This window comes from Streptomyces sp. NPDC047886 (assembly GCF_043204435.1).
Lineage (GTDB): Bacteria > Actinomycetota > Actinomycetes > Streptomycetales > Streptomycetaceae > Streptomyces.
The window spans coordinates 211,748-233,135 of sequence record NZ_JBIDCF010000006.1; the positions used below are offsets into that span (position 1 = coordinate 211,748).

The following is a 21,388-nucleotide window of genomic DNA, read 5'->3' on the forward strand; positions in this document are numbered from 1 at the left end:
GGGTCAGCCCTCGTCCCAGGTGACCGGCAGCCGGTGCACGCCGTAGATGTTCATGTCGGTGCGCAGCGGCACCTCTTCGGCCGGTACGTCGAGGCGCAGCGTGGGGAACCGCCTGAGCAGCGCGGGCAGGGCCACCGTCAGTTCGACGCGGGCCAGTTGCTGGCCCAGGCACTGGTGGACGCCGTGCCCGAAGCCCAGGTGGCCCGTGGCCTTGCGGCGCAGGTCGAGGACGTCGGGGTCGGGAAACCGGCCCGGGTCCCGGTTGGCGGCCTCGAACGAGATGGTGACGCTCTCGCCCGCCGCGATGAGCCGGCCCTCCAGTTCGACGTCCTCCAGCGCGGACTTCACGCTGGTGTGGGCGACCGTCAGATAGCGCATCAGCTCTTCGACGGCCGGCGACGCGAGGTCGGGGTCGGTGCGCAGGGCCTCCGCCTGGGCCGGGTGGGTGAGCAGCGCGAACGTGCCGTGGGCGATCATGTTGGCGGTCGTGTCGAGCCCGGCGGCGAGCAGGAAGCCGCCGACGCCGACCAGCTCCTCGTCGGTGAGGTCCGAGTCGCGGGCCAGGTCGCCGAGCAGGTCGTCGGAGGGTGCGGCGCGCTTGGCGGCGACCAACCCGGCCATGTACTCCTGGAGTCCGGCGAAGGCTGCGGACCGGTCATCGGGCGTCACGTCCATGGTCATGATCGTGTGGGCGTGCTCCTGGAAGCGGTCGCGGTCGGCGTACGGTACGCCGAGCAGCTCGCAGATCATCAGCGCGGGGATGGGCCGGGCGAACACCTCGACCAGGTCGGCGCCGGGCCCCCGGCGCTCCATCGCGTCCAGGTGCTCGGCGGTGATCTCCTCTAACCGCTCGGTGAGCCGGCGCATCCGGCGGACGGTGAACCTGCCCATCAGGAGCCGCCGGAAGCGGGTGTGCTCGGGGGCGTCCATGCCCGTCATGTCCCCGACGGGCGCGGGCGGCAGCGGGCCCTCGGGGCCGCCGGGAAAGGGGTAGTGCACCAGCTCGTACCGGGAACTGAACCGGGGGTCGCCCAGGACCGAGCGGACCACGTCGTATCCGGTGGCGAGCCAGCCGACGTGCCCGTCGGGGTAGGCCATCCGGGCCAGCGGCCGCTGCTGGCGCAGCTCGGCGAGTCCGGCGGGCGGGTCGAAGGGGCAGCCGGCGGCGCGCCGCGTGGGCAGGGTGACGGGCTCGGCGGTGTCGGCGGCCTCGGGCCGGATCGACGGTTCATTCCGCATGGGGTGTCCTCCGTGAACTGTTCGATGTGTCGTGCGCGGTGGCGACGCGGTGGCGACGCGCTGACCACGCGAAGGTGACGCGGTGGCTGAGCGGGGCGACGCTCACCGCTTGGCGGTACGGCCGAAGGCGGACCGCGCCCAGAGGTAGCCGACGAGAGTGAGGCCGGTGCACCAGGCGAGCGCGACGTATCCGCTGGTGCCGATCCCGGTGCCCGTCAGCAGGCCGCGCAGGGTCTCGATGACCGGGGTGAACGGCTGGTACTCGGCGAACCAGCGCAGCCCTGTCGGCATCGAGTCGGTCGGGACGATGGCGCTGCCCAGGAAGGGCAGGAACGTCAGCGGCAAGGGCATGTTGCTCGCCGACTCCGGGTTCCTGGCCACCAGGCCGACGCCTGCGGACAGCCAGGTCAGCGCGAGGATGAGCAGTGTCAGCAGACCGATCGCGGCGATCCACTCGACGGGGGAGGCGTCGGGGCGGAACCCGATGGCGAGCGCGACGCCGATCACCAGGGCGACGGCGACCAGGGTCTGGATGACGCTGCCGACGACGTGCCCGGTCAGGAACGCGGCGCGGGAGATCGACATCGTACGGAAGCGGTTGACGATGCCCTCGGTCATGTCGACGCAGACGCTGACGGCCGTGGCCACCGCCCCGGCGGTCGCGGCCATCAGGATGATGCCGGGCGCGACGTAGTCGATGTACTCGCCGCCACCGGTGGGAGCGCCGGAGATCCCGGCGCCGATAGCGCCGCCGAAGGCGTAGTTGAACAGCAGCAGCATCATCACCGGCATGGCGACGACGGAGATCGTCATCGCGGGATAGCGCAGCGCGTGCTTGAGGTTCCGCCGCAGCATCGTCATGGAGTCGCTGACGGCGTACGTCAGGGTGCTCATCGGGCCATCTCCGTGGTGGTGTCGGTCGTGCCGTGACCGGTGAGGGTCAGGAAGACGTCGTCGAGGTCGGGTGTGTGCACGGTCAGCGACTCCGCCCGCAGTGCCGCCCCGTCCAGGACGTCGAGTACGGCCCGCAGGGCGGGGATGCCGCCGTCGCTGGGGACGCGGAGCGTGAGCTCCTCGGGGTCGCGGACGCCGGCGCCGAAGTGGCGTGCCGCCGCGTCGAGTTCGGCGGGCTCGGCGAAGCGCAGCCGGATGTGGCCGCCGGGGATGAGGCGCTTCAGCTCGTCCGCGGTGCCCTCGGCGACCAGCCTGCCCTTGTCGAGGACGGCGATGCGGTCGGCGAGCTGGTCGGCTTCCTCCAGGTACTGCGTGGTCAGGAAGACGGTGACGCCGTCGTCGGCGACGAGCCTTCGGATGATCTCCCACATGGTGCGGCGGCTCCGGGGATCGAGGCCCGTGGTCGGCTCGTCGAGGAAGATGATCCTCGGGTCGCCGACCAGGGTCATCGCCAGGTCGAGCTTGCGGCGCATACCGCCGGACAAGGTGGAGACCGGCTTGCGGGCGGCCTCGGAGAGTTCGAAGCGCTCCAGCAGCCTTGTCGCCCTGCGGCGGCCCTCGCGCCGGGGCAGGTGCCGGAGGTCCGCCATCAGGAGCAGGTTCTCCTCGGCGGTGAGGAGACTGTCGACGGCGGCGAACTGGCCGGTGACGCCGATGGCGGCACGGACGCCGTCGGGCCGTTCGGCGAGGTCGTGGCCGGCGACCCACGCCCGCCCGGCGTCGGGTGCGATGAGCGTCGACAGGATCTCGACGGTGGTGGTCTTGCCGGCTCCGTTGGGGCCCAGGAGGGCGAAGACCGTGCCCTCGGGGATGGTCAGGTCGACGCCGTTCAGGACGACCTTGTCGCCGTACGACTTGCGCAGCCCGAGGGCGGAGATGGCGGCCGTGGCGGTGGACGGTGCGGTGGACGGGGTCGTGGCCGTGGCGGTGGACGTGGCCGCGCCGGGGGATGTGTCGGTCATGGGTTCCGCTCTTCCTTCCGTGGAGAGGTCAGGCGCGACGGATCACGATGTCGCCGACGCCGGTACGGGCATGGATCTCGACGGTCTCGTCGGAGGTGCTGGGGCCTTCCGCGGCGCCGAGCGCGTTGCGGACCGTGCCGTACTTGGAGTGGACGTCGAGCCAGGCCGCGGTGGACTCCGGGATGCCGACCTCCACGTCGCCGACGCCGGTACGGAGGTCGATCACGCCGCGCGCCACCTGCCGTACGCCGATCGCACCGTTGGCGGACCTGGCCTCGACCGAGGCGTGCGCGATGCCCACCGCGATGCGGCCGTTGGCGGACTTGGCCTTCAGATCGCCGGTGACCTCACCGACCACGGTCTCGCCGTTGCCGTTGCCGACGATCGCCGCTCCGACGATCTCGCCGACGTCGACCCGGCCCGCACCGTGGATCTCGGCGTCGCCCGCCGCCCGGTCGACGCGGATGTCGCCATGACCGGTCCGCAGGTTCACCGTGGCAGCCTCGTCGAGCCGGATGTCACCGAACGAGGTCTTGATGCGGCACTCGCCGAGAGGTCCCTCGCCGATGTAGTCACCCATGGGGGAGGCGCCTCGGACATGTGATCCGGCGGGGAGGCCGACGGCCACGTCGATCGAACCGATCTTGCCGAACAGGCCGCGCTTCCTGGGCCCCTTGAGGGCCAGGGTGCCGTTCGCATAGGTGACCTCGGTCTGCTGTGCGGCCCGTACGTCGGCGTCGTCGGCACTGTTGCTCGGGAGCACCTCGACCACCGTGTTCTGGCGCGTGCTGGCGCTGAGTCGCACATTGCCGACCTCGAACTCAAGGCTGGCCGTGATGGGTTGGGGGGTTTCGTAAGAAGGCATGGCTGTTCCGTCCTCGTGACTCTGACGTGTGTTTCCGCAGATGGGGGAGTGGGTGGCCGCGGGCGGGCGGGAGTGGGTGGCCGCGGGTGCGCGGGTGCGCGGGTGCGCGGGAGTGTTGGGACGTGGGACCCGAAGGGCCCGGGAAAGGACGCCTAGCGGACCCATCCCCGGTAGCTCTGGCCTCGGCCCGGGGTGCGCGGGGCGGTCGGCCGGACCGGGGCGCCGCCCGGCTCCAGGGCGCCGGCCACGGCCCGTACGAGCCAGGCGTTGACGGAGAGGCCCTCCCGGCCGGCCGCCTCCTCGGCCCGGGCCTTCAGCGGTGCCGGGAGCCGGAGGTTGATCCGGGCCATCGCCCCCTCCTCGCTGTCGGCGAGAGATGGTGCCAACGGTGCCGCTGGCGGTGCCACGGGAGGTGCCACAGAAGGCGCCACAGGTGGTGCCATGGTGGACGCCTCATCGCCGAGGGGCTCGGGGGCGGGCGGGGCCGTCACGACGAACTCGGGATCGAGCCCCCGGAGGCGCACATCCACCGAGCCGGGGGCCAGCTCGCGGGTGATCTCGTCGGAGGCGGCGGAGAGCGCGTTCAGCAGGGTCAGCCGGGCGGCCGACTCCAACGGTGCCGTGAGTCGCTCGGCCAGGGCGCGTGCTTCGTCCCCACCGGAGTTCGCGGCGACCGCGAGCTCATGGCGGAGGTGATCGACGTAGGGGGTCAGGTCCATACGAACCATAGTGGCATCATGTTGGCATCACTTGCAAGTGGATGTGGCGCCACAATGTGCCGCGTGGCATCACAGCGGTGTCGCTCCGGGCGGGCTGCCTGCCCGCCCGCACGCGCCCTTGTCGAGGTCGCCCGACGGAGAACCGGCGGGCACCGGGCCGTTTCGGAGCAAGGACGGTTTCCAGAACGGCCCGCCACGGAAGTCTTCTTTCACCGCCTTCGCACAAAAGTGTTGTCGCCGCCGCTTCGCCTGATCTCCCAGGTGCCGGACCGTCCGGCAGCCTTTCGGAAGAGAGCGGAGTTCCCGTGACCCACGCCCACGACGACCACCACGTCCACCCTGACCATCGTGACCACGATGCCTCTCGCGACAGCCCTGTCCCCCGGGACGGCCGCCACCGGCACCGCGCCGGACGCCGGGCCGCCCGACGCGGGTCCGCGCGGCGGCACGCCCGACGCGGGTGGAGCTACCAGGGCATAGGCACCCTGGTGGCCGGTACGGTCGCGATCGCCGCCGTGGCCGCGGGCACCTACGTCATCGGCGGTACGGGCGGTGACCCGGGTGCGGCGGACGTCGCCGCACCCGGCGGTTCCACCGAGCACCGCCCGGGCGGCGGCCAGGAGCGCGGCCCGGTGACCTCGACCGGCAGCCCCGGCGAAGGGAACGGTACGTCGTCGACCGCGCCGTCCGGCCCGTCGGCGCGGCCCTCCGGTTCGCCTGCGGGCGCTGCGGGGAAGGCGACGCCCACCCCGACCGCGTCGACCGCGTCGACCATGCGCGCGGGCGCCGGGACGCCGACCCCCGGCGCGCGCCGTACGACCGCGGCGCCCGCCCCCGCCGTACCGGAGCAGGGAGCGCCGGAGGCGACACCGCGCACCGCCCCGCAGGGCGGCAGCGGCGGCGGCACGGCGGCGGTGTACGCCGAGCGGGTCGTCGCCCTCGCCAACGCCGAGCGCGCGAAGGCGGGTTGCCCTTCCCTCCGCGTCAACGGCCGTCTCCAGGCAGCCGCCCAGGGCCATGCCGACGACATGTCCGCCCGCGACTACTACGAGCACGACACCCCGGAGGGCCGTGACGCGGGCGACCGCATCGAGGCCGCCGGCTACAACTGGCGTACCTGGGCCGAGAACATCCACCGGGGGCCCAAGGACCCCGCGACCGCGATGCGCGACTGGATGAACAGCCCGGGGCACCGCAAGAACATCCTGAACTGTGCGTTCAAGGACATCGGCGTGGGGGTGAACCTCCGCTCCAACGGCCCCTGGTGGGTTCAGAACTTCGGTGCCACCGGGTGACCGTCTGAGCCCCCGTCGCCATCCGGGTGGTGTGCGGTGCGTGGTGGGTGGTGCGTGGTGGGTGGTGGGTGATGCGTGGTGGGTGGTCGGGGTGGCTGGTGTGGGTGGTGGGGGGTGGGCGGTCGTGGTGGGTGGTGGGTACGCCGGTCAGGCGGGCGACGCCAGGTTCAGCACCCACACCATGCCCTCCGGCCCCGGGACCGCGCCCACGCCGCCGTCTCGGTACTGGCAGCCCAGCAGGTTGTCCCGGTGGATTGGGCTCGCCATCCAGTCCGCCACCACCGCCGCCGGATCGCGCGGCCCCCGGTGCAGGTTCTCCGCCCAGGCGCCCGTGCCGTACCCGGCCTCGGACATCCGGGTGTCGGCGTGCCGCCCCTCGGGGCTCGCGTGGTCGAAGTAGCCCCGCGCCACCATGTCGCGGGCATGCGCGCGGGCCGCGTCGCCGAGCCGGGCGTCGTCGCGCAGCGGGGCGCAGCCGACGGCGGCGCGCCGGGCGTTGACCAGCTCGGCCAGCCGCTCCTCGACACGGGGCGTGGCGGTCGGCGCGGCCGTTGCCGGGGCGCTGGACGCCGGTGCGGACGGCCGGGGCGTCGGGCTCGCGGTCGGCGCGGGCGCCCGGGTCACCAGGGGCGCGGACGAGGCGGTCGGCGGCGCGGCCACCGGGCGGGCCGCCCCGGGTGTGCGGTCCTGCGTGCCGTCCGCCCAGGGCCACACCAGCGCCACCAGGAGCCCGGTGGCGAGGGTGCCGCCGATGGCCGCCGGGACGCGCCAGGCGGGGCCGCCCGCGCCGCCCGCCATGGGCGCCGCCGCCCCCGGCTCGGCGAGCGCGGCCGGATCGGTCGGATCGGCCGGTCCCGTGGCGCCCGCCGCCGTCACCGGATCGGCCGGTCCCGTGGCGTCCGCCGCCGTCACCGGACCGGGCGCACTCACCGGCTCCGCGGCCAGTGCGACCGGGACCGTGTCGGGGGCCGGTGCCGACAGCGCCGGGTAGCCCGCCAGCGGGACGACCAGGCCGAGGCCGACGAGGAGGCCCTCGGCCGGTACGAGGTCGGACCAGTGGCCCGAGCAGGCGCGGCAGCCCCGGGCGTGGCGGGCGATCCGCTTGCGCCACACCGGCGACGGCCGGCCGTCCCACGTACCCGTGAGCGCCGCCAGCTCACCGCAGCGAGGCGCGGCGGCGAGCGCGCGTACCACCACCCGCCCCGTCTCCAACTGGCTCTTCATCCGCTGCACGCGCACCGCGGCGTGCCGCGCCGGGACGTCCAGCGCGTCGGCGAGCTCGGCACGGGACAGCTCTCCGGCGGCCTCCTGCCACCACAGGGCGAGCAGCGCCCGGTCGGTCTCGTCCAGCCACCTGGTCGCCTCGGCGACCTCCCGGCGCTGCCCGGACAGCCCGAGCCGCAGGATAGTCAGCTCCACGAAGTCGCCCGCCGGGTCCTCCCGTTCCACCACCCGCTCCAGGGAGGTCGTCGCCGCCTGCCGGCGGTCCGACCAGCGCCGCCGTATCTGGTTCATCGCGATGGCGATCAGCCAGGACCGGAACCGGGTCGGTTCGCGGAGCCCGCCCAGGTTGTCCAGCGCGCGGAACATGGTGTCCTGTACGACGTCGTCCACGTCCGCGTGGCCGTCCAGCGCCCGCCCGACGATGTTGTAGACCAGCGGCAGATAGTCGGCGACCAGCCGTTCCCTGGCCTGTCCGTCGCCCGCGCGTGCCGCGCTCACCAGCTCCGGTACGCGCTCGCTGTCCCTGTGCATGCCCTGCCTCGCCCCGATTCCCGTACGGTCCTGTCGTCGGGAGACCCCTGGGCCGGCCGCCGACAACAGAAACTCGCGCCCCGTTTCACCGCCACACCCCATCACACCCGTGTCCCCGCACGTCCGCGTCACCTCATACCCGTGTCCCGGGCAGGACGCCGCCGGTGCGGGGCGCGCCACCGTGACCGGTCGCCGGTCGCCGGTCGCCGGTCGACATCCGTCAGCCGTCAGCCGTCAGCCGCCGGTCGCCCCGGACGAGGCCCCGGAGAAGCCGCCCGGAGCAGCCGCCCGGCCTGGAACCCGGCGCGCCCACGCCGGACCATTTCGGCCGCACGCGCGTGAGCGAAAGTTTCGCTGCACCGACCGGCCCCTGAGGCCCTTGCCGACGCCGACGGGCGGCGCCTAGGTTGCAGAGGTCCTGTCCCGGACGGCGGCCCGGACGGCGGCTGGACGACGGCCCGGGCCCGGTCTGTTCAGGCCCCGGTCTGTTCAGGCCCCGGCCTGTTCACGTTCCGGCTGTTCACGGCCCGGCCTTGCCGTCCGCCGGCCCGTTCCCGCCCGCTCTTCCCGGCTCCGGAGGCGCCATGCCGCTGCACTTCCCCCCTGGGTCCCACGTCCTGTTCCAAGGTGACTCGATCACCGACGCCGGGCGTTCGCGCGAACCCGAGGGGGACCCGAACGGACTGCTCGGGCACGGCTACGCCTACCTCGTCGTGGCACGCGCGGCCGCCCGCTGCCCGGGCCACCGGTGGCGGTTCACCAACCGGGGCGTGAGCGGTGACAAGGTCACCGACCTGGCCGCCCGCTGGGGCACCGACACGCTCGATCAGGCGCCCGACGTGCTGTCGGTGCTGGTCGGCGTCAACGATGCCTGGCGCGTGGTCGACGGAGAGTCGGACGACCTCGCGGCGGAACGTTTCCGCAAGACGTATGACGCGCTGCTGACCCGGACGCGCGAGGCGCTGCCCGCGACGCGGCTCATCCTGTGCGAACCGTTCTGCCTGCCCTGCGGCCCCGGCCGGGACTTCGAAGCGGCGCTGGCCGCCCAGGTGCAGCTGCGCCAGAAGATCGTCACCGAGCTCGCCGGAGTCCACGGGGCCGAACTCGTACGGTTCCAGCCCGTGTTCGACGAGGCCGCGCGCCGCGCCCCGGCCACCCACTGGATCTTCGACGGCGTCCACCCGACGCCTGCCGGTCATCAGCTGATGGCCGAGGCATGGATCAGCGCCGTTGCAGACGGGCGGCCCGCGCGCTGACGTCCGGCAGTTTCGCGTACAGGGCGGCCCCCGGGCAGCGGGTCGGATAGCCGTCCGTGTGGCCCCCGACGACCGGGAGCAGCGCCTTGGTGCCCTTCGGGTAGCGGGACTCGTCGTTCGTGGACACCAGGGCGACCTCGCCGCGCGGATCCGGTCCCCTGGAGCCCAGCTTCCAGGCGACCAGCCGGGCGATCGCGTCCAGCATCGGCTCCGGGACGGTCGTGCCCTCCGTGAACGTACCGATGGCGGCGATACCGACCGTTCCCTCGTTGAACCCCTTGGCGTGCGCGCCGATGACGGGGCGGTCGACTCCGCCCGCCCGGCCCTCGTAGATGGTGCCGCAGGCGTCCACGAGGAAGTTGTAGCCGATGTCGTCCCAGTGCCGTCCGTGCGCGTGCCCGGCGTACAGTTCGCGCAGCGTGACGGGCACGGTGGCGCAGTCGTAGCCGTTGGGCGTGCTGGTGTGGTGGATCACCGCGGCCTTCACGCGTGCCGCGTACCGCGCGGCCGGCGCGCTGGACACCGCCTCGGCGTGCCAGGCGGAACGTGGCACGATGGCGGGCCGGGCGGCCTGTCGGCGACCGTCGCGCGGGAGCGTGTCCGTCCGGCCCCGCGCGCTGTCGCGCGGGGGGCCGGAGCCGCCGGGGGAGAGCCACACGGACGTGGCGACGAGCAGGACGAGCACGGCCAGAGCGGCGGCCGTGCGGGAGCGCCGTGTGCGCGGCAGGCGCGGCAGCCCCAGGCCCTGCGCCGGCCCCTCGCCCGCGCGCCTCCTCGCGCCACGCTCACCCTCTCCGGTCGCCGCCATCACCTCTCCGTCACGCGGGACGCGGTACGTCCCGCCTGCCCGACCCGGTCGCTGCCGCTGTCTCTGCTGCGTCCGCGTCCGCACCTGCTTCTGCTTCTGCTTCTGGTTCTGGTTCTGGTTCTGGTTCTGCCGCTGTCTCCGCCTCGGTCTCCGTCACTGCCGTCACCGACCGGCTCCGCCGTCGTCGCCGGTCCCGTCATGGTCGCCACCGGTCCGCCGGCGCCGCCCGTCGGCCTGCTCCGTTCGGGGGACGGCCACGGTCGATTGTCAGTGCCTCGGCCTACTGTTCGGAGCAGTGGGACTCGCGGATCAGGCCGCCGGGTCTGCCCTGGGGAGGGGTTTGCCATGTCTGCCACGTCTGCCGCATCGGCCGCGGTATCGGCCGCGTCGACGACGTATCTGGAGCTGTCGCAGGACGGCGGCGGTGCGCACAAGTTCTACGAGGTGACGGTCGAAGGACAGGTCGTCTCCGTCCGGTACGGGCGGATCGGCGCCGCCGGCCAGACGCAGACGTCCACGTTCCCGACGGGGGAGAAGGCCCGCGCCGCGGCCGCCAAGAAGATCGGCGAGAAGGTCCGCAAGGGGTACGCCCCGGCGGTGCGTGGCGCCCGGGCGCCACGCGCGGTGACCCGTCGTCAGGTGGCGTCGGCTCCGTCCACCGCGCGTGCCGTGGCGCCGGTGCTGTGGCGGTTCCGTACGGGCTCCTCGGCGTTCGGCATCCACGTGGACGACGAGCGCTGCTGGGTGGGCAACCAGGCGGGTGACGTCTACACCCTCGACCACTCCGGCGATGTGCTGGCCCGTTACAGCCTGCCGGACGGCGTCAAGTGCCTGGTCGCCGACGACTTCTGGATCTACGCGGGCTGTGACGACGGCAGTGTGTACGACCTGTCGTCCAAGCTGCCGTTCGCCGCGTACGACATCGCCGCGGACGTCGACATCTTCTGGCTCGACATCCACGAGGGCGTGCTCAACGTCGCCGACCGGGCCGGCCGGCTGACCGTCATCGACCACGAGGACGAGCACCAGTGGGCGCGTCGCAGCCGCGGTGAGCACGCCTGGATGGTGCGCGCCGACGACCGGGCCGTGTACCACGGCCACCAGAGCGGCGTGACGGCCTACGCGCCGGACGGGGGCGGCGAGTTGTGGCACACACCCACTCAGGGCGGGGTGCTCTTCGGCTGGCAGGAGGACCGGGCGGTGTACGCGGGCACGGCCCACCGGGTGGTCCAGCGGCTGTCCAAGGCCGACGGCGCCCTGGAGGCCACGTACGCCTGCGACAGCGCGGTGTACTCGTGCGCCACCTCGTCCGGCGGCCGGTACGTCTTCGCGGGAGACTCGTCGTCCTCGGTGTACTGCTTCGACCAGGACGGTACGCGGCTGTGGAAGCTCGGCACGGGCGGCGGTTCGGCCCTGTCGATGCAGTACCGCGACGAGCGGCTGTACCTGGTGACCACGGACGGCTCGCTGGTCTGCGTGGACGCGAGCGAGACGGCGATCGCGGCGGCGCAGCGGGGCACGGTACCGGTCGCCCGGGACGTCAAGCTGGCCGCGGCGCTCCCCACGTACGCACCGGCCACGGCGGTCGCCGCGGTGACGACGGTGACGGCCGCGCCCGCGGGGGCCGTCGTCGTGGAATGCTTCCAGGACGGCGGGCGGGTGAGGGTCCGCGTCGTCTCGGACGGCTACGACCCGGCCTGGAACGTCCAGTTCCCGCGTGCGATACGGCAGCCGGGCGCGCGCTATGTCGTCGATGCCCTGCACGCCGCGTCGGGCGGCTTCTACCGGGTACGGGGTGACATCAGGAGGCTCCAGTGACACCACCGGCTCCGCCCGGCGCCCCGGACGCGCCGGGCCCGCCCGGCCCGCGAGGTGCGGGGGGAGCGGGCGGCGGCACCTTCGATGCGGCCACCGGCGACGGCGCCGTGACCCCGCCGGGCGCGGCGGCCGAGCGGCGGGCCGCCGAGGTCCGGGTGGCCTTCGACGGGCTGCTGCAGATCCGGCGGCTGACCAACACGGGTGGCGGCGACCCCCGTGCCGTACCCGCCGCCTGGGAGCGCGCGCAGCCGGTCAGAGCGGTCGCACTGGCCCTGGAGGCGGCCGGGATCGCCCCGTCCGCCCTGGACGCCGAAGGCCGCCGCGTCGCGACCGGTTACCGGGTGGCGCCGGGGGAGCGGTCCGGCACGGCACGCGTCGAATGGCTGGGCCCGCCCGGCGCAGGCGCCGCACAGGAGGAGGACACGGCCCTGGCCGCATGCGTCCGTGTCCTGGACGGCCTCGGCTGGGAAGCCCTCCTCTACCGAGGCCCCCGCAAACGCCGCCACCTGGAAGTAGAGCCGATACCCCCCGAGCGCTGACTCTCCACGGCCCGGCCACCAGGTCGGCGCCCGCGGGGCGCGGCCGCCCGGCCCCGGCCCGGCGGTCATCCGTCGCACCCGCCGTCGCCCGGAGCCGTCGCGCGGCGCCCCGGCGGCTTCCGTCAGGCGATCGCGGCCGACACGATGGCCGCGACCGCGATGTTGCAGGACGCGGTGACCCAGACGGCGGGGTGCGGCTCGGGCTCCACCAGGTGGGCGCCCAGCCTGCCCGGGGTGATGACGTCCACGACGAGGAACGCGACGGCCATCATCACCAGGCCAAGCACGCCGAACGCGGCCGTGGACGCCAGGCCCTTGGCGAAGTCGTCGTACGTCGACCAGATGGAGGTGAAGACGATGCCGCCGATGCCCAGCAGCGCCGAGCTCAGCAGGATCGCCCCGTTGCGGTTGCGCTGTTCCCAGATCAGCCGGCGGAGGTTGCCCGGAGTGAGGACGTCGACCAGGACTATGCCGAGGATCAGCAGGACCAGGCCGAGACCGCCGTAAGCGGCCGCGCGTCCCAGTCCGTTGACGATGTCGATCATGTGAAACCGGTCCCCCGTATCGAAAGTGATCATGAATGATCGCGGTCAAGGCGACGGAAAATCTAGCGCACCGCTCCCGCACCGCTCCCGCGCCGCCCGCACACCGCTCCCGCACCGACCCGGCACCGCTCCTGCACCGACCTCGTATCGCCCGCGCACCGACCCCGGCCCCGGCGCCGCCCGCGCACCGCTCCCGCGCCGCCCTGACACAGCACCCCACCGCCCGCATCGGACCCGCACCCACCCCGCACGCCTCCTCAGCCTCCCCGGGGCCGGCGGGGCATGCGGTCCGTCCATGACCCGGATGGCCCACCCGGCGCGGCCGTCCCGAGCGTCCGGCGCGCACAGTGGGAACCATGACACCGATGAACCGACGGGACCTCGGCCTGTTCATCCTGCGCGTCGGCACGGGAGCGGTCCTGGCCGCGCACGGAACCCAGAAACTGTTCGGCTGGTTCGGCGGCGGCGGCCTGGAAGGGACGTCCCGGGCGATGGAGGCGATGGGCTTCCGGCCGGGCAGGCGGAGCGCCGTCGCCGCCGGGCTCGGCGAGACCTGCGGCGGCACCCTCCTCGCCCTCGGCCTCGCCACCCCCGCCGCAGGGGCGATCTCGGCGGGAGCCATGGCCGGGGCGGTCGCGGTGCACGCGCCGGCCGGGTTCTTCAACCAGTCCGGCGGCTTCGAATACCCCGCGTTCCTCGGCTTCACCGCCGCGACCGTCGGGCTCGCCGGGGCCGGCCGGCTGTCCCTCGACCACGCGACGAGGCACCGCTTCGACCAGCCCTGGACCCTCGCCGTGGCGTTTCTCGGCAGCGCGCTCGCAGCGGCGGCCGTGGTCGGAAAGCGGGCCCTGGACCAGGCGGCGGCCGCCGCCGCCGACACCGAGAGCGACGCGTCGGACGACTGAGGCGGCCGCGGCGAACCTCCCCGCGCCGCCGCCGGAACATGGTGTGCGCATATTCTCCACGAATAATCGAACGGCAATTTCACCATGCATACAGCCATCCGCATACAGCGTCTTCACACTGTCCTATATTGACAGTGTGCTGCGCACTGCGAGTTAATGGCTCCCACGGGTGGCCGGATGTGCGCGCAGATCGAGTAAATCCAGTCGCTCTGTGACCGGAGTGACCCCAGAAACAGCGGTGTGACGACACTGCGGCAGAGGCCTGATTCTGGTCGAAAGACAGGTAATTGAGCGGGGACTGGTGAATCCGGATTTCCTGTGGGGGGACCAATGACCCATCTCGACTCTTTCGCTGTCCCAGATTTTCACCTTCCCTTCGGGAATGTGAAGCATCCGCGGGCGGCCGAGGCCAACGCCGACGCGACCGAGTGGGTGCTCAGCCATGGGCTGGTCACCGATGCCGCCGAGGAGTTCGCCGGCATCGGCTTCGGGCACCTGGCGGCACGTGTCAGCGGAGACGCCTCGTACGAGGACATCGTTCTGCTCGCCCAGTGGATGGCCTGGTCGTTCGTGCTGGACGATCAGCACGACCATCTCATCAGGTCGGGCGGGCTACGGGCCTGGCGGCCCGTAGCGGACGCCATCACCGGCCATCTGGCCACCGACGGTACCGGCGGCCGGCCCATGTCGCGCCCCCATCCGCTGGTCGACGGGTTCATCGACCTGTGCGATCGCATCCTGGCCCGGATGCCCGAGGGGATCCGCGCCCGCTACCGCGCCCATGTGCCGCTCATGCTCCGCTCCCTGGACCAGGAGGCGGTCAACCGTCGCGCGGGGGGCCGGCCGGAGATCGACGACTACATCCTGATGCGCCGGCACAGCTCCCAACTGCTGCCGATGATGGACATGGTGGAGGCGGGGCTGGGCATCGAGGTGCCTCAGGAAGTCCATGACAGCCCCCAGTTCCAGCGGCTCGTGCACAGCGCCGTGGACGTCATCTCCTGGGGCAACGACGTCTTCTCGCTGCCCAAGGAGTACTCCTGCGGCGACAACAACAACCTCGTCTCCCTCCTGTCCTCCTGGAACGGGTGGACGCTGCGCAAGTCCGTGGAGGCCGTCGAGGAGCGCATCCGCTCCCGGGTCGAGGACTTCCGCACCGGGGCCCGGCGCCTGCCCCAACTCCTGGACGTGCTCGCCCTGACCGGCCCTTCGGAGCGGGAGGCGGTGGCCCGGTGCGTGCGCAGCTATGAGGACTGGATGATCGGCGCCGACCTGTGGCAGCGTTACGAGTGCACGCGGTACAGCGACGAACGGTTCGCGGCCGGGCTGGAGGGGGCGTACACCAACCCCGACCTGTTCTCGGCGGCATGACGAGGGGGCGGCCCATGGCACACGCGGAGCACACCGGCACAGCCCCCGAAGCGCCCGTGGCCCCCGGCGGGTTACCCGGCCTCGGACACGCGCTGCAACTGTGGCGGCGGCCGATCGCGTTCCTCGAATCGCTGCGGGAACACGGCGACGTCGTACGGCTCGACATCGGCACCTGGCCCGTCCACGTGCTCACCAGCACGGACCTGGTCCACACCGTACTGGTCGGCGAGGCACAGCGGTTCGGGCGCGGCCGGGTCTTCGAGAGGCTGCGCCCGCTGTTCGGCAACGGCATCGTGACGACGGACGGCGACTTCCACCGTAAACAGCGACGGCTGATCCAGCCGGCGTTCCACCGGAACCACATCACGGAGTACGCGGAGCGGATGTGCCGCCAGGCGGACGCGATGTCGGCCTCCTGGACGGCGGGCCGGGAGATCTCCGTGGTCATGGAGATGCGCCGGTTCGCGCTGTCGTCGGTCGCCGAAATGATCTTCTCGGGTGAACTCGGCAGGCCCGCCGTCGCCGAGGTGCACCGCTCGCTGCCGATCGTCCTGGAGGGCATGCTCGTCCGAGCCGTCATGCCGAAGGCGCTCGACCGGCTCCCGATCCCGCTCAACCGGCGCTTCGACGGGGCCGCGACGCGGCTGCGCCGGATCATCGACCAGGTGATCGCGCAGTACGAGTCGGACGGGGAGCGCGGCCACGATCTGCTGTCGCTGCTGATGGACGTCGAGGACGCCGAGACGGGCGCGACCATGAGCGCCGAGCAGGTGCGGGACGAGGTGATCGCCATCCTGTTCGCCGGGACGGAGACCTCGGCCACCACGCTGTCCTGGATCTTCCACGAGCTCGGCCGTCACCCCGAGGCGGAGAAGCGTCTGCACGCCGAGGTGGACGAGGTCGTCGGTACCCGTCCCGTGCGGCCGTCCGACATCGCCGCGCTTCCTTACACGAACAGTGTCTTCCAGGAGGCGCTGCGGCTGCATTCGCCCCTGCTGTTCACCAGGAAGGCCCTGGCACCCGTCACTCTCGGCGGTGTCGCGATCCCGGCCGGAGCGGAACTGGCCTACAGCCCGTACGCGTTGCACCGGGATCCCGCGCTGTTTCCGGAGCCGACGCGATTCGATCCGGAGCGCTGGCACGGCGATTCGGCGGAGCGTCCCCGTCTCAGCGGTTTCATCCCTTTCGGGGCGGGTCAGCACAAATGCATCGGGGACAACTTCGCGGTGGCGGAAATCCTGACCGCCGTGGCGAGTGTGGCCTCCCGGTGGCGATTGGCCCATGTTCCGGGAACCACGGTGCGTGAGCTTCCCGCCGGTATTCCGCAGCCGGATGCCCTGCCCATGATTCCGCTGGCACGACACTGACCGAATGTGACCGAACGGGGCTGTCGAGGGCGCTTTTCCAGCGATCTCACGGCCCCCGGTCGCGGCTGCGTCAGCGGAGGATACACGGTTCCCCTCGTATGAGTGGCGATGTTGCCGAAAGAATGGTCATAACCAGCAACATCCTGTGGGCTGGGCCGTACACTCGGCGACACGCGCTGGAGGGGGCAAGGATGTCACACGTCGTGGAACCGCAAGAAGAATGGGCTTCGCATCTCCTGCTCGAACGGGAATCCGAACTGCGCTCCATCCGCCGTGCGGTGGACGATCTCTGCGGTGCCTCGGACGACAGCTCCGGCGTTCGCCGAGGCGGTGTGCTCGCCTTCGCCGGATCGGCGGGAATCGGCAAGACCACCCTGCTCAAGAAGGCCCGGCGGCATGCGGCCGACCGCGGCTGCACCGTCCTGTTCGCCCGTGGAGGCGAGCAGGAGAAGCAGGTGCCGTTCCATGTGATGCGCCAGCTCATCCAGCCCGTCTTCGCCGCCATGGACGAGGACGAACGCCGCAAGGTGCTCGGCAGTTGGTACGGCATCGTGGCACCCGCCCTCGGTCTGGCCGCCGCCCCGGAGGGCGGCTCGGTACCCGACCCGCAGGGCGTACGCGACGGTCTGGACTGGGTCGTCACCTATCTGACCGTACGCAACGCACCCGTCGTCCTCGTCCTGGACGACGCGCACTGGGCCGACGCGGAGTCCCTGGCCTGGCTGACCGCCTTCGCCGCACGGGCCGAAGAGCTGTCGATGCTCATCATGGTCGCCTGCCGACCCGACGAACTCCCCGCCGACGCCGCCGCCCTGCGTGCGCTGATGGGCCGCCAGGGCACCCGCCCGCACGAGCTGGCACCCCTCACCACCACCGCCGTCGCCAGCATCGTGCGCACCGCCCTCGGCGAGAGCGCCGACGACGTCTTCTGCCGCGAGTGCTGGGCCATCACCGGCGGCAACCCCTTCGAAGTCGTCGAGCTGGCCATGAAGGGCCGCGACCGCGGGCTGAAGCCGCTGGAGGAGAACATCCCCCGGCTCCGCGACCTCGCCTCCGCCATCAAGGGCAGCGGCCTCATCGACCGCCTCGAACAGCTCGGCACGTCCACGGTCCGGCTCGCCTGGGCCGCGGCGGTCCTGGGCACCCAGATTCCCACCCAGGTCGTCGGAAGCGTCGCCGCGCTCGGCGAGGAGCAGACCGCCGACGCCATCGAGCAGCTCGACGCCGCACGCATCCTGACCGTCCTGCCGAACGTGAAGCGCGAGAAGGTGGTGGAGTTCTACCACCCGCTCATCGCCACCGCCGTCTACCGGTCGATCCCGCTGGGCGTACGCGTCGCCATGCACGGCATGGCCGCCCAGGCACTGGTGGACGACGGCCGTGGCGCCGCCGCGGCCGCCCGGCACATGCTGGAGATGCACCCCGAGGGCGACCCGTGGGTCGTACAGCAGCTGCGCCAGGCCGCCCGCGACAGCTTCTCCGCCGGCGCACCCGACGCCGCACGCCGCTATCTGGCCCGCGCGCTGCGTGAACCGCCGGACGTGGAGGACCGGGCGGAAGTGCTGTTCGAACTCGGCTCCGCCAACCTCCTGCACGACCCCTCGACCACCATCAACCACCTCCGGGCCGCCCTGGAGGAGCCCAAGATCGAACAGGAGCTGCGGGAGGCGATCACCTACCGCCTCGCCCAGGCGCTGGCCCACACCGGCCAGTTGGGGCAGGCGGCCGGACTCCTCGCCGAGGAGGCCCGCACCACCACCAGCCCCCGCACCCGGCTGCGGATGACGGCCGAGCAGTTCAAATGGAACTCGGTCCGCCTCGACGAGGAGGACTCCCCGGCCCGCTCCCGGCTGCTCTCCCAGTTCGCCAAGCGGCTCACCAGCCGCGACCTGCCCGAGCGCGACACCCTCGGGCTGCCCGAGCGGCACATCCTCGGTCTGCGCGCATGGGACGCGGCGACGCGCGGCGAACCCGCCGCCAAGGCCCTGCAGTACGCCGAGGAAGCCCTGCGCGGCGGCCTGAGCTGGACCGACCAGGACTTCGGCTTCGAGGTACCGGCCGTCGTCGCGGTCACGCTCATGTACTGCGACCAGCCCGGCCGCGCCGAGGAACAGTTCAACGCCGGGATCACCGCCTTCGAGGAGCGGGGCTGGCGCGGCGCCCATCTGTCGTTCGCCTACACCCTGCTCGGCTACATCCGCTACCGGCGCGGGCGCCTCGCGGAAGCCGAGGACTTCGTACGCAACGGGCTGCAGATCGCCGACCGCGTCGGACACGACATCCCCGCGCAGTGGTACGCGGTCGGCACCCTCATCGAAACGCTGCTCGCCCGAGGCCACGTCGACCAGGCGCAGGAGGTCGCCGCCGAGTACGGCCTCGGCTCGGTCTTCCCCAAGGCCGTCGTCTACCCCGACCCGCAGGCCGTGTGGGGGCAAACTCCTCCTGGCCCGTGGCAAGCTGGAGGAGGCCGAGCACCACCTCAAGGCAGCAGGGGACCGCCTCGACCTGCGCGGCACCCGCAACCCCTCGTGGAGTCCCTGGCAGCTCGACCTCGCTCTCGTCCAGGCCAGGCACCAGCCCGAGCAGGCGGCCGCCACGGCGGCCGAAGCCGTGGAACGCGCCCGTGCGTTCGGCACGTCGAGCATCATCGGCCACGCCCTGCGCGTACAGGCCGCGACCACCGACGCCGTCCAGGCGGTCGCCCTGCTGCAGGAGGCCGTCGACCACCTCGAACAGTCGCCGGCCGCGTACGAACTCGCCCACGCCCTGGTCGACCACGGCACGGCCCTGCACACCGTCGGCAACCTGGAGCACGCGGCCCGGCAGCTCTACCGGGGCATGGAGACCGCCGTCGCCTGTGGAGCGGACACCCTCGCGAGCGAGGCGCGTCATCAGCTCGCCGCCGCGGGACGGCGCCCCCGTCGGCTCCACGTCAGCGAACAGGACACACTGACCGTCGCCGAGAGCGCGGTGGCCAGGCACGCCGCGCTCGGCCTCGACAACCGGGCGATCGCCGCCGAGATGAGCATCGACACGCAGACCGTGTCCGAGCTGCTGTCCGCCGTCTTCACCAAGCTGGGTACGGACCGGCTCGGCCTCCGCCGCGCCCTCGGGATGTGAAGGCCGGGGCGGTGCACGGCCGGTGGAACCGCTACTCGGGCGCCACCGGACGGAAGTACCGCCGCATCGCCCACGCGGCGACACGTCGACCGGTGTCGTTGCCGGCCTGGTCGGCGGTCCGGGTGTGGACGCCCGCCCAGACGCGGGCGTCGACGGCGTCCCGGTCGTACGTGTGCGCGTCCCGGTAGTGCCGCGTCCTGCGCGCCGTCGTGGACGTGATGGTCAGCTCGATGCGGGAGGTGCCGAACAGTTCCGTCAGGGTGCCCGTCAGAGCGCCGGCGATCGCGGCGTGCCCGCTGAGATGGTCCGGGTGCGCGGGCGTCGGCAGCAGCGGCTCCCAGTCGGGGTCGGGCAGCGTGGCGGGATTGCCGTCGCTGTCCGCCTCCCGGATGGCGTCGATGGGCCGCCAGGTGCCGTAGTGCACCTTGGCCTCCCAGGCCGTGATGACGGTGTCCGCGCGTACGGTGTTCACGGCCGCGTACAGCCTGGCGGTGTCCACGATGTCGTACCGGTACCGGTCCGCGTAGTCCTGGAGCGCCTTCTGCACGTCCAGGTCGGTGAAGAAGAGTGCGGTGTCCGTCTGTGCCTGACTGCGGCGTGAACCCTTTTTGGCGCCGTAGACCCGCACCTCGCGGATCTCCGCCGCGTACCGGGCGGAGGCGAGCGCGGGCGGAGGACCGGGACGGAACTGGCCGGGGGAGTCCAGCAGCAGGGGCCGCAGCCGCCCCAGCCACGCGCTCGCGAACGGCTCGTACGCGGGCGGGGTCGGGCGCCAGGTCCCCGGCCGAGGCGTCGACGCGACGGGAACCGACACGCCCTGCCCGTCCCCGGCACGCAGCGCGATGATCCGCTCGGCGGCGCGCACGCCGAACGCGACGCCCTCGTCCTCGGCCGGACCGTCTGGCACCTTCGCCAGCGAGGCGGCGTACGCGGCGTCCGACGCGTCGGCCGACTTCGGGAACCAGAAGCGCAGCAGCCGGTGGGCGGCGGTCGCGGCGGCGGCCTCCGACGACGCCGTACGAGGCCCCCGTACCGGCCACTTGTAGGGCTCGTAGCGTCCCTCGATGCCGACGACCGCGTTGTACATCCCGGCGGCGACGAAGGCCAGCCAGATGGACTCGTCCGGACCGGTCGAGCCCTTCTCGGCCTCGATGGCCTTGCCCGCCGTGACCATCCATTCGCCGATGACGGAGCGCGAGACCGGCGGCGTGGCGCCGCTCGCCGCCCCGGTAGCGGTCTGGGGGACCACGAGGGAGAGCGCCAGCAGGGGCGCCGCGGTCACCAGCACCGCGCGGGGCGTAGACCAGCCGGATCCGTCGCGCACAGCCCACTCCTCCTCGTCGCCGACATCGCGTCCACACCCTCGGCCGCCGGGTGGGGTCCGGCAACCGCTCCCCGGCGCACCCAGCGCTGTCCGTGGAGCCGAGTCACCCGTACGGCTCACGCCGCCCGCCGCCCGCCGCCACGAGGGGGCGGGGCGGTCGCTCACGCGTCCGTGACGTTCCGCATGCGATCCTGGAACGCCGCCATGCAGGACACACAGTGCCGGTCCGTCTCCGCGGCATCGTCGGCTCCGAGCGGCTGGCCGCACAGAGTGGCGGAGTCGTCCTGCGCCACGACATGCCAGACCGGGTCCGAGCCGGTGGCCGTCGCGCCTACCCGCATCTCGTACATCGCACCTCTCCCGGCGTGGACAGCAGTTACCCCCACGTCATCACTGCGGACGGCCGGCCCGCCCCCGTTGATCGGCCGTCCGGGGGAACCGGCCCCGTCCGGACCCGGTGAAGGGGCTCGCCGGCCGCGTCCGTCTGCCCCTGGACCACCTATTCCTGTCTCTCTGGGTGACGGGCTGCACAGCAAACAGGCGTGG

At 72.7% G+C, this 21,388-nt stretch carries 19 protein-coding genes and 1 pseudogene; 10 read left to right on the plus strand and 10 right to left on the minus strand.

All coding sequences use genetic code 11. The annotated features are described in order from the left end of the window. Positions 1–3 precede the first annotated feature (3 nt). The 5 genes from ACGF5U_RS21465 to ACGF5U_RS21485 all read right to left on the minus strand — a co-directional run bounded on the left by ACGF5U_RS21465 (position 4) and on the right by ACGF5U_RS21485 (position 4,739). Positions 4–1,239 carry a cytochrome P450 gene (locus tag ACGF5U_RS21465; RefSeq protein ID WP_392711536.1) on the minus strand — a complete coding sequence of 412 codons (1,236 nt, stop codon included), beginning with the start codon at positions 1,237–1,239 and terminating at the stop codon, positions 4–6. Positions 1,240–1,341: 102 nt separating this feature from the next. After that, a complete protein-coding gene (locus tag ACGF5U_RS21470; protein ID WP_392711537.1) occupies positions 1,342–2,133 on the minus strand; it encodes an ABC transporter permease in 792 nt (263 codons plus the stop codon). Next, entirely contained in the window at positions 2,130–3,155 is a 1,026-nt protein-coding gene (locus ACGF5U_RS21475) for an ATP-binding cassette domain-containing protein (protein ID WP_392711538.1), read from the minus strand. Before ACGF5U_RS21475 ends, ACGF5U_RS21470 begins: the two co-directional genes overlap by 4 nt. A 28-nt stretch (positions 3,156–3,183) precedes the next feature. After that, entirely contained in the window at positions 3,184–4,020 is an 837-nt protein-coding gene (locus ACGF5U_RS21480; protein WP_392711539.1) for a DUF4097 domain-containing protein, read from the minus strand. Positions 4,021–4,172: 152 nt separating this feature from the next. Beyond that, complete coding sequence (locus ACGF5U_RS21485; RefSeq protein WP_392711540.1) at positions 4,173–4,739, minus strand: hypothetical protein; 567 nt, start codon at positions 4,737–4,739, stop codon at positions 4,173–4,175. Positions 4,740–5,087: 348 nt separating this feature from the next. On the opposite strand from ACGF5U_RS21485, the gene ACGF5U_RS21490 reads away from it, so the two are divergent. Beyond that, positions 5,088–5,219, plus strand: a complete 132-nt coding sequence (locus tag ACGF5U_RS21490; RefSeq protein ID WP_392711541.1) for a hypothetical protein — start codon at positions 5,088–5,090, stop codon at positions 5,217–5,219. Between the two features lie 8 nt (positions 5,220–5,227). Beyond that, positions 5,228–6,034 (plus strand): CAP domain-containing protein, encoded by an 807-nt coding sequence (locus ACGF5U_RS21495; RefSeq protein ID WP_392711542.1) that lies wholly within the window; start codon positions 5,228–5,230, stop codon positions 6,032–6,034. Between the two features lie 147 nt (positions 6,035–6,181). Here the strand turns inward: ACGF5U_RS21495 and ACGF5U_RS21500 are convergent, their stop codons facing one another. Further along, positions 6,182–7,789, minus strand: coding sequence for a sigma-70 family RNA polymerase sigma factor (locus ACGF5U_RS21500; protein ID WP_392711544.1), 1,608 nt, complete (start codon positions 7,787–7,789; stop codon positions 6,182–6,184). Positions 7,790–8,373: 584 nt separating this feature from the next. On the opposite strand from ACGF5U_RS21500, the gene ACGF5U_RS21505 reads away from it, so the two are divergent. Beyond that, on the plus strand, positions 8,374–9,045 hold the full coding sequence (locus ACGF5U_RS21505) for an SGNH/GDSL hydrolase family protein (protein ID WP_392711545.1): 672 nt from the start codon (positions 8,374–8,376) through the stop codon (positions 9,043–9,045). Here the strand turns inward: ACGF5U_RS21505 and ACGF5U_RS21510 are convergent. Then, positions 9,011–9,853 (minus strand): peptidoglycan recognition protein, encoded by an 843-nt coding sequence (locus ACGF5U_RS21510; protein ID WP_392818871.1) that lies wholly within the window; start codon positions 9,851–9,853, stop codon positions 9,011–9,013. The genes ACGF5U_RS21505 and ACGF5U_RS21510 overlap by 35 nt on opposite strands. 345 nt (positions 9,854–10,198) lie before the next feature. Between ACGF5U_RS21510 and ACGF5U_RS21515 the strand changes: the two genes are divergently transcribed. Continuing rightward, a complete protein-coding gene (locus ACGF5U_RS21515; protein WP_392711549.1) occupies positions 10,199–11,671 on the plus strand; it encodes a WGR domain-containing protein in 1,473 nt (490 codons plus the stop codon). A 107-nt stretch (positions 11,672–11,778) separates the two neighbouring features. Further along, positions 11,779–12,210 carry a hypothetical protein gene (locus ACGF5U_RS21520; RefSeq protein ID WP_392711913.1) on the plus strand — a complete coding sequence of 144 codons (432 nt, stop codon included), beginning with the start codon at positions 11,779–11,781 and terminating at the stop codon, positions 12,208–12,210. A 122-nt stretch (positions 12,211–12,332) separates the two neighbouring features. Here ACGF5U_RS21520 and ACGF5U_RS21525 read toward each other — a convergent pair whose 3' ends face one another. Continuing rightward, complete coding sequence (locus tag ACGF5U_RS21525; protein ID WP_392711550.1) at positions 12,333–12,755, minus strand: DUF350 domain-containing protein; 423 nt, start codon at positions 12,753–12,755, stop codon at positions 12,333–12,335. Positions 12,756–13,111: 356 nt separating this feature from the next. On the opposite strand from ACGF5U_RS21525, the gene ACGF5U_RS21530 reads away from it, so the two are divergent. The 5 genes and pseudogenes from ACGF5U_RS21530 (at position 13,112) to ACGF5U_RS21550 (ending at position 19,518) form a co-directional block, all read left to right on the plus strand. Next, positions 13,112–13,660, plus strand: coding sequence for a DoxX family protein (locus ACGF5U_RS21530; RefSeq protein WP_392711551.1), 549 nt, complete (start codon positions 13,112–13,114; stop codon positions 13,658–13,660). Between the two features lie 384 nt (positions 13,661–14,044). After that, positions 14,045–15,031 carry a lyase gene (locus ACGF5U_RS21535; protein ID WP_392711552.1) on the plus strand — a complete coding sequence of 329 codons (987 nt, stop codon included), beginning with the start codon at positions 14,045–14,047 and terminating at the stop codon, positions 15,029–15,031. A 14-nt stretch (positions 15,032–15,045) separates the two neighbouring features. Beyond that, the gene (locus ACGF5U_RS21540; RefSeq protein WP_392711553.1) at positions 15,046–16,398 is read left to right on the plus strand and encodes a cytochrome P450; all 1,353 of its coding nucleotides are present in this window, start codon (positions 15,046–15,048) and stop codon (positions 16,396–16,398) included. 191 nt (positions 16,399–16,589) lie between these two features. Further along, positions 16,590–17,105, plus strand: a pseudogene (locus ACGF5U_RS21545) (AAA family ATPase); the annotation flags it as partial. 2,131 nt (positions 17,106–19,236) lie between these two features. Further along, entirely contained in the window at positions 19,237–19,518 is a 282-nt protein-coding gene (locus ACGF5U_RS21550; RefSeq protein WP_392818884.1) for a LuxR C-terminal-related transcriptional regulator, read from the plus strand. Between the two features lie 31 nt (positions 19,519–19,549). Here the strand turns inward: ACGF5U_RS21550 and ACGF5U_RS21555 are convergent, their stop codons facing one another. Beyond that, the gene (locus ACGF5U_RS21555) at positions 19,550–20,842 is read right to left on the minus strand and encodes a vanadium-dependent haloperoxidase (RefSeq protein ID WP_392711555.1); all 1,293 of its coding nucleotides are present in this window, start codon (positions 20,840–20,842) and stop codon (positions 19,550–19,552) included. Positions 20,843–21,003: 161 nt separating this feature from the next. Next, positions 21,004–21,183, minus strand: a complete 180-nt coding sequence (locus ACGF5U_RS21560) for a hypothetical protein (protein WP_392818873.1) — start codon at positions 21,181–21,183, stop codon at positions 21,004–21,006. Between the last annotated feature and the right edge of the window lie 205 nt (positions 21,184–21,388).

Bases quoted from the DNA above. Each gene is read 5' to 3' on its own strand.
- ACGF5U_RS21485 (WP_392711540.1), bottom strand. From the start codon at position 4,739: ATGGACCTGACCCCCTACGTCGATCACCTCCGCCATGAGCTCGCGGTC.
- ACGF5U_RS21480 (WP_392711539.1), bottom strand. From the start codon at position 4,020: ATGCCTTCTTACGAAACCCCCCAACCCATCACGGCCAGCCTTGAGTTC.
- ACGF5U_RS21505 (WP_392711545.1), top strand. From the start codon at position 8,374: ATGCCGCTGCACTTCCCCCCTGGGTCCCACGTCCTGTTCCAAGGTGAC.
- ACGF5U_RS21510 (WP_392818871.1), bottom strand. From the start codon at position 9,853: ATGGCGGCGACCGGAGAGGGTGAGCGTGGCGCGAGGAGGCGCGCGGGC.
- ACGF5U_RS21560 (WP_392818873.1), bottom strand. From the start codon at position 21,183: ATGCGGGTAGGCGCGACGGCCACCGGCTCGGACCCGGTCTGGCATGTC.
- ACGF5U_RS21525 (WP_392711550.1), bottom strand. From the start codon at position 12,755: ATGATCGACATCGTCAACGGACTGGGACGCGCGGCCGCTTACGGCGGT.
- ACGF5U_RS21465 (WP_392711536.1), bottom strand. From the start codon at position 1,239: ATGCGGAATGAACCGTCGATCCGGCCCGAGGCCGCCGACACCGCCGAG.
- ACGF5U_RS21515 (WP_392711549.1), top strand. From the start codon at position 10,199: ATGTCTGCCACGTCTGCCGCATCGGCCGCGGTATCGGCCGCGTCGACG.
- ACGF5U_RS21475 (WP_392711538.1), bottom strand. From the start codon at position 3,155: ATGACCGACACATCCCCCGGCGCGGCCACGTCCACCGCCACGGCCACG.
- ACGF5U_RS21500 (WP_392711544.1), bottom strand. From the start codon at position 7,789: ATGCACAGGGACAGCGAGCGCGTACCGGAGCTGGTGAGCGCGGCACGC.
- ACGF5U_RS21540 (WP_392711553.1), top strand. From the start codon at position 15,046: ATGGCACACGCGGAGCACACCGGCACAGCCCCCGAAGCGCCCGTGGCC.
- ACGF5U_RS21530 (WP_392711551.1), top strand. From the start codon at position 13,112: ATGACACCGATGAACCGACGGGACCTCGGCCTGTTCATCCTGCGCGTC.
- ACGF5U_RS21470 (WP_392711537.1), bottom strand. From the start codon at position 2,133: ATGAGCACCCTGACGTACGCCGTCAGCGACTCCATGACGATGCTGCGG.
- ACGF5U_RS21550 (WP_392818884.1), top strand. From the start codon at position 19,237: ATGGAGACCGCCGTCGCCTGTGGAGCGGACACCCTCGCGAGCGAGGCG.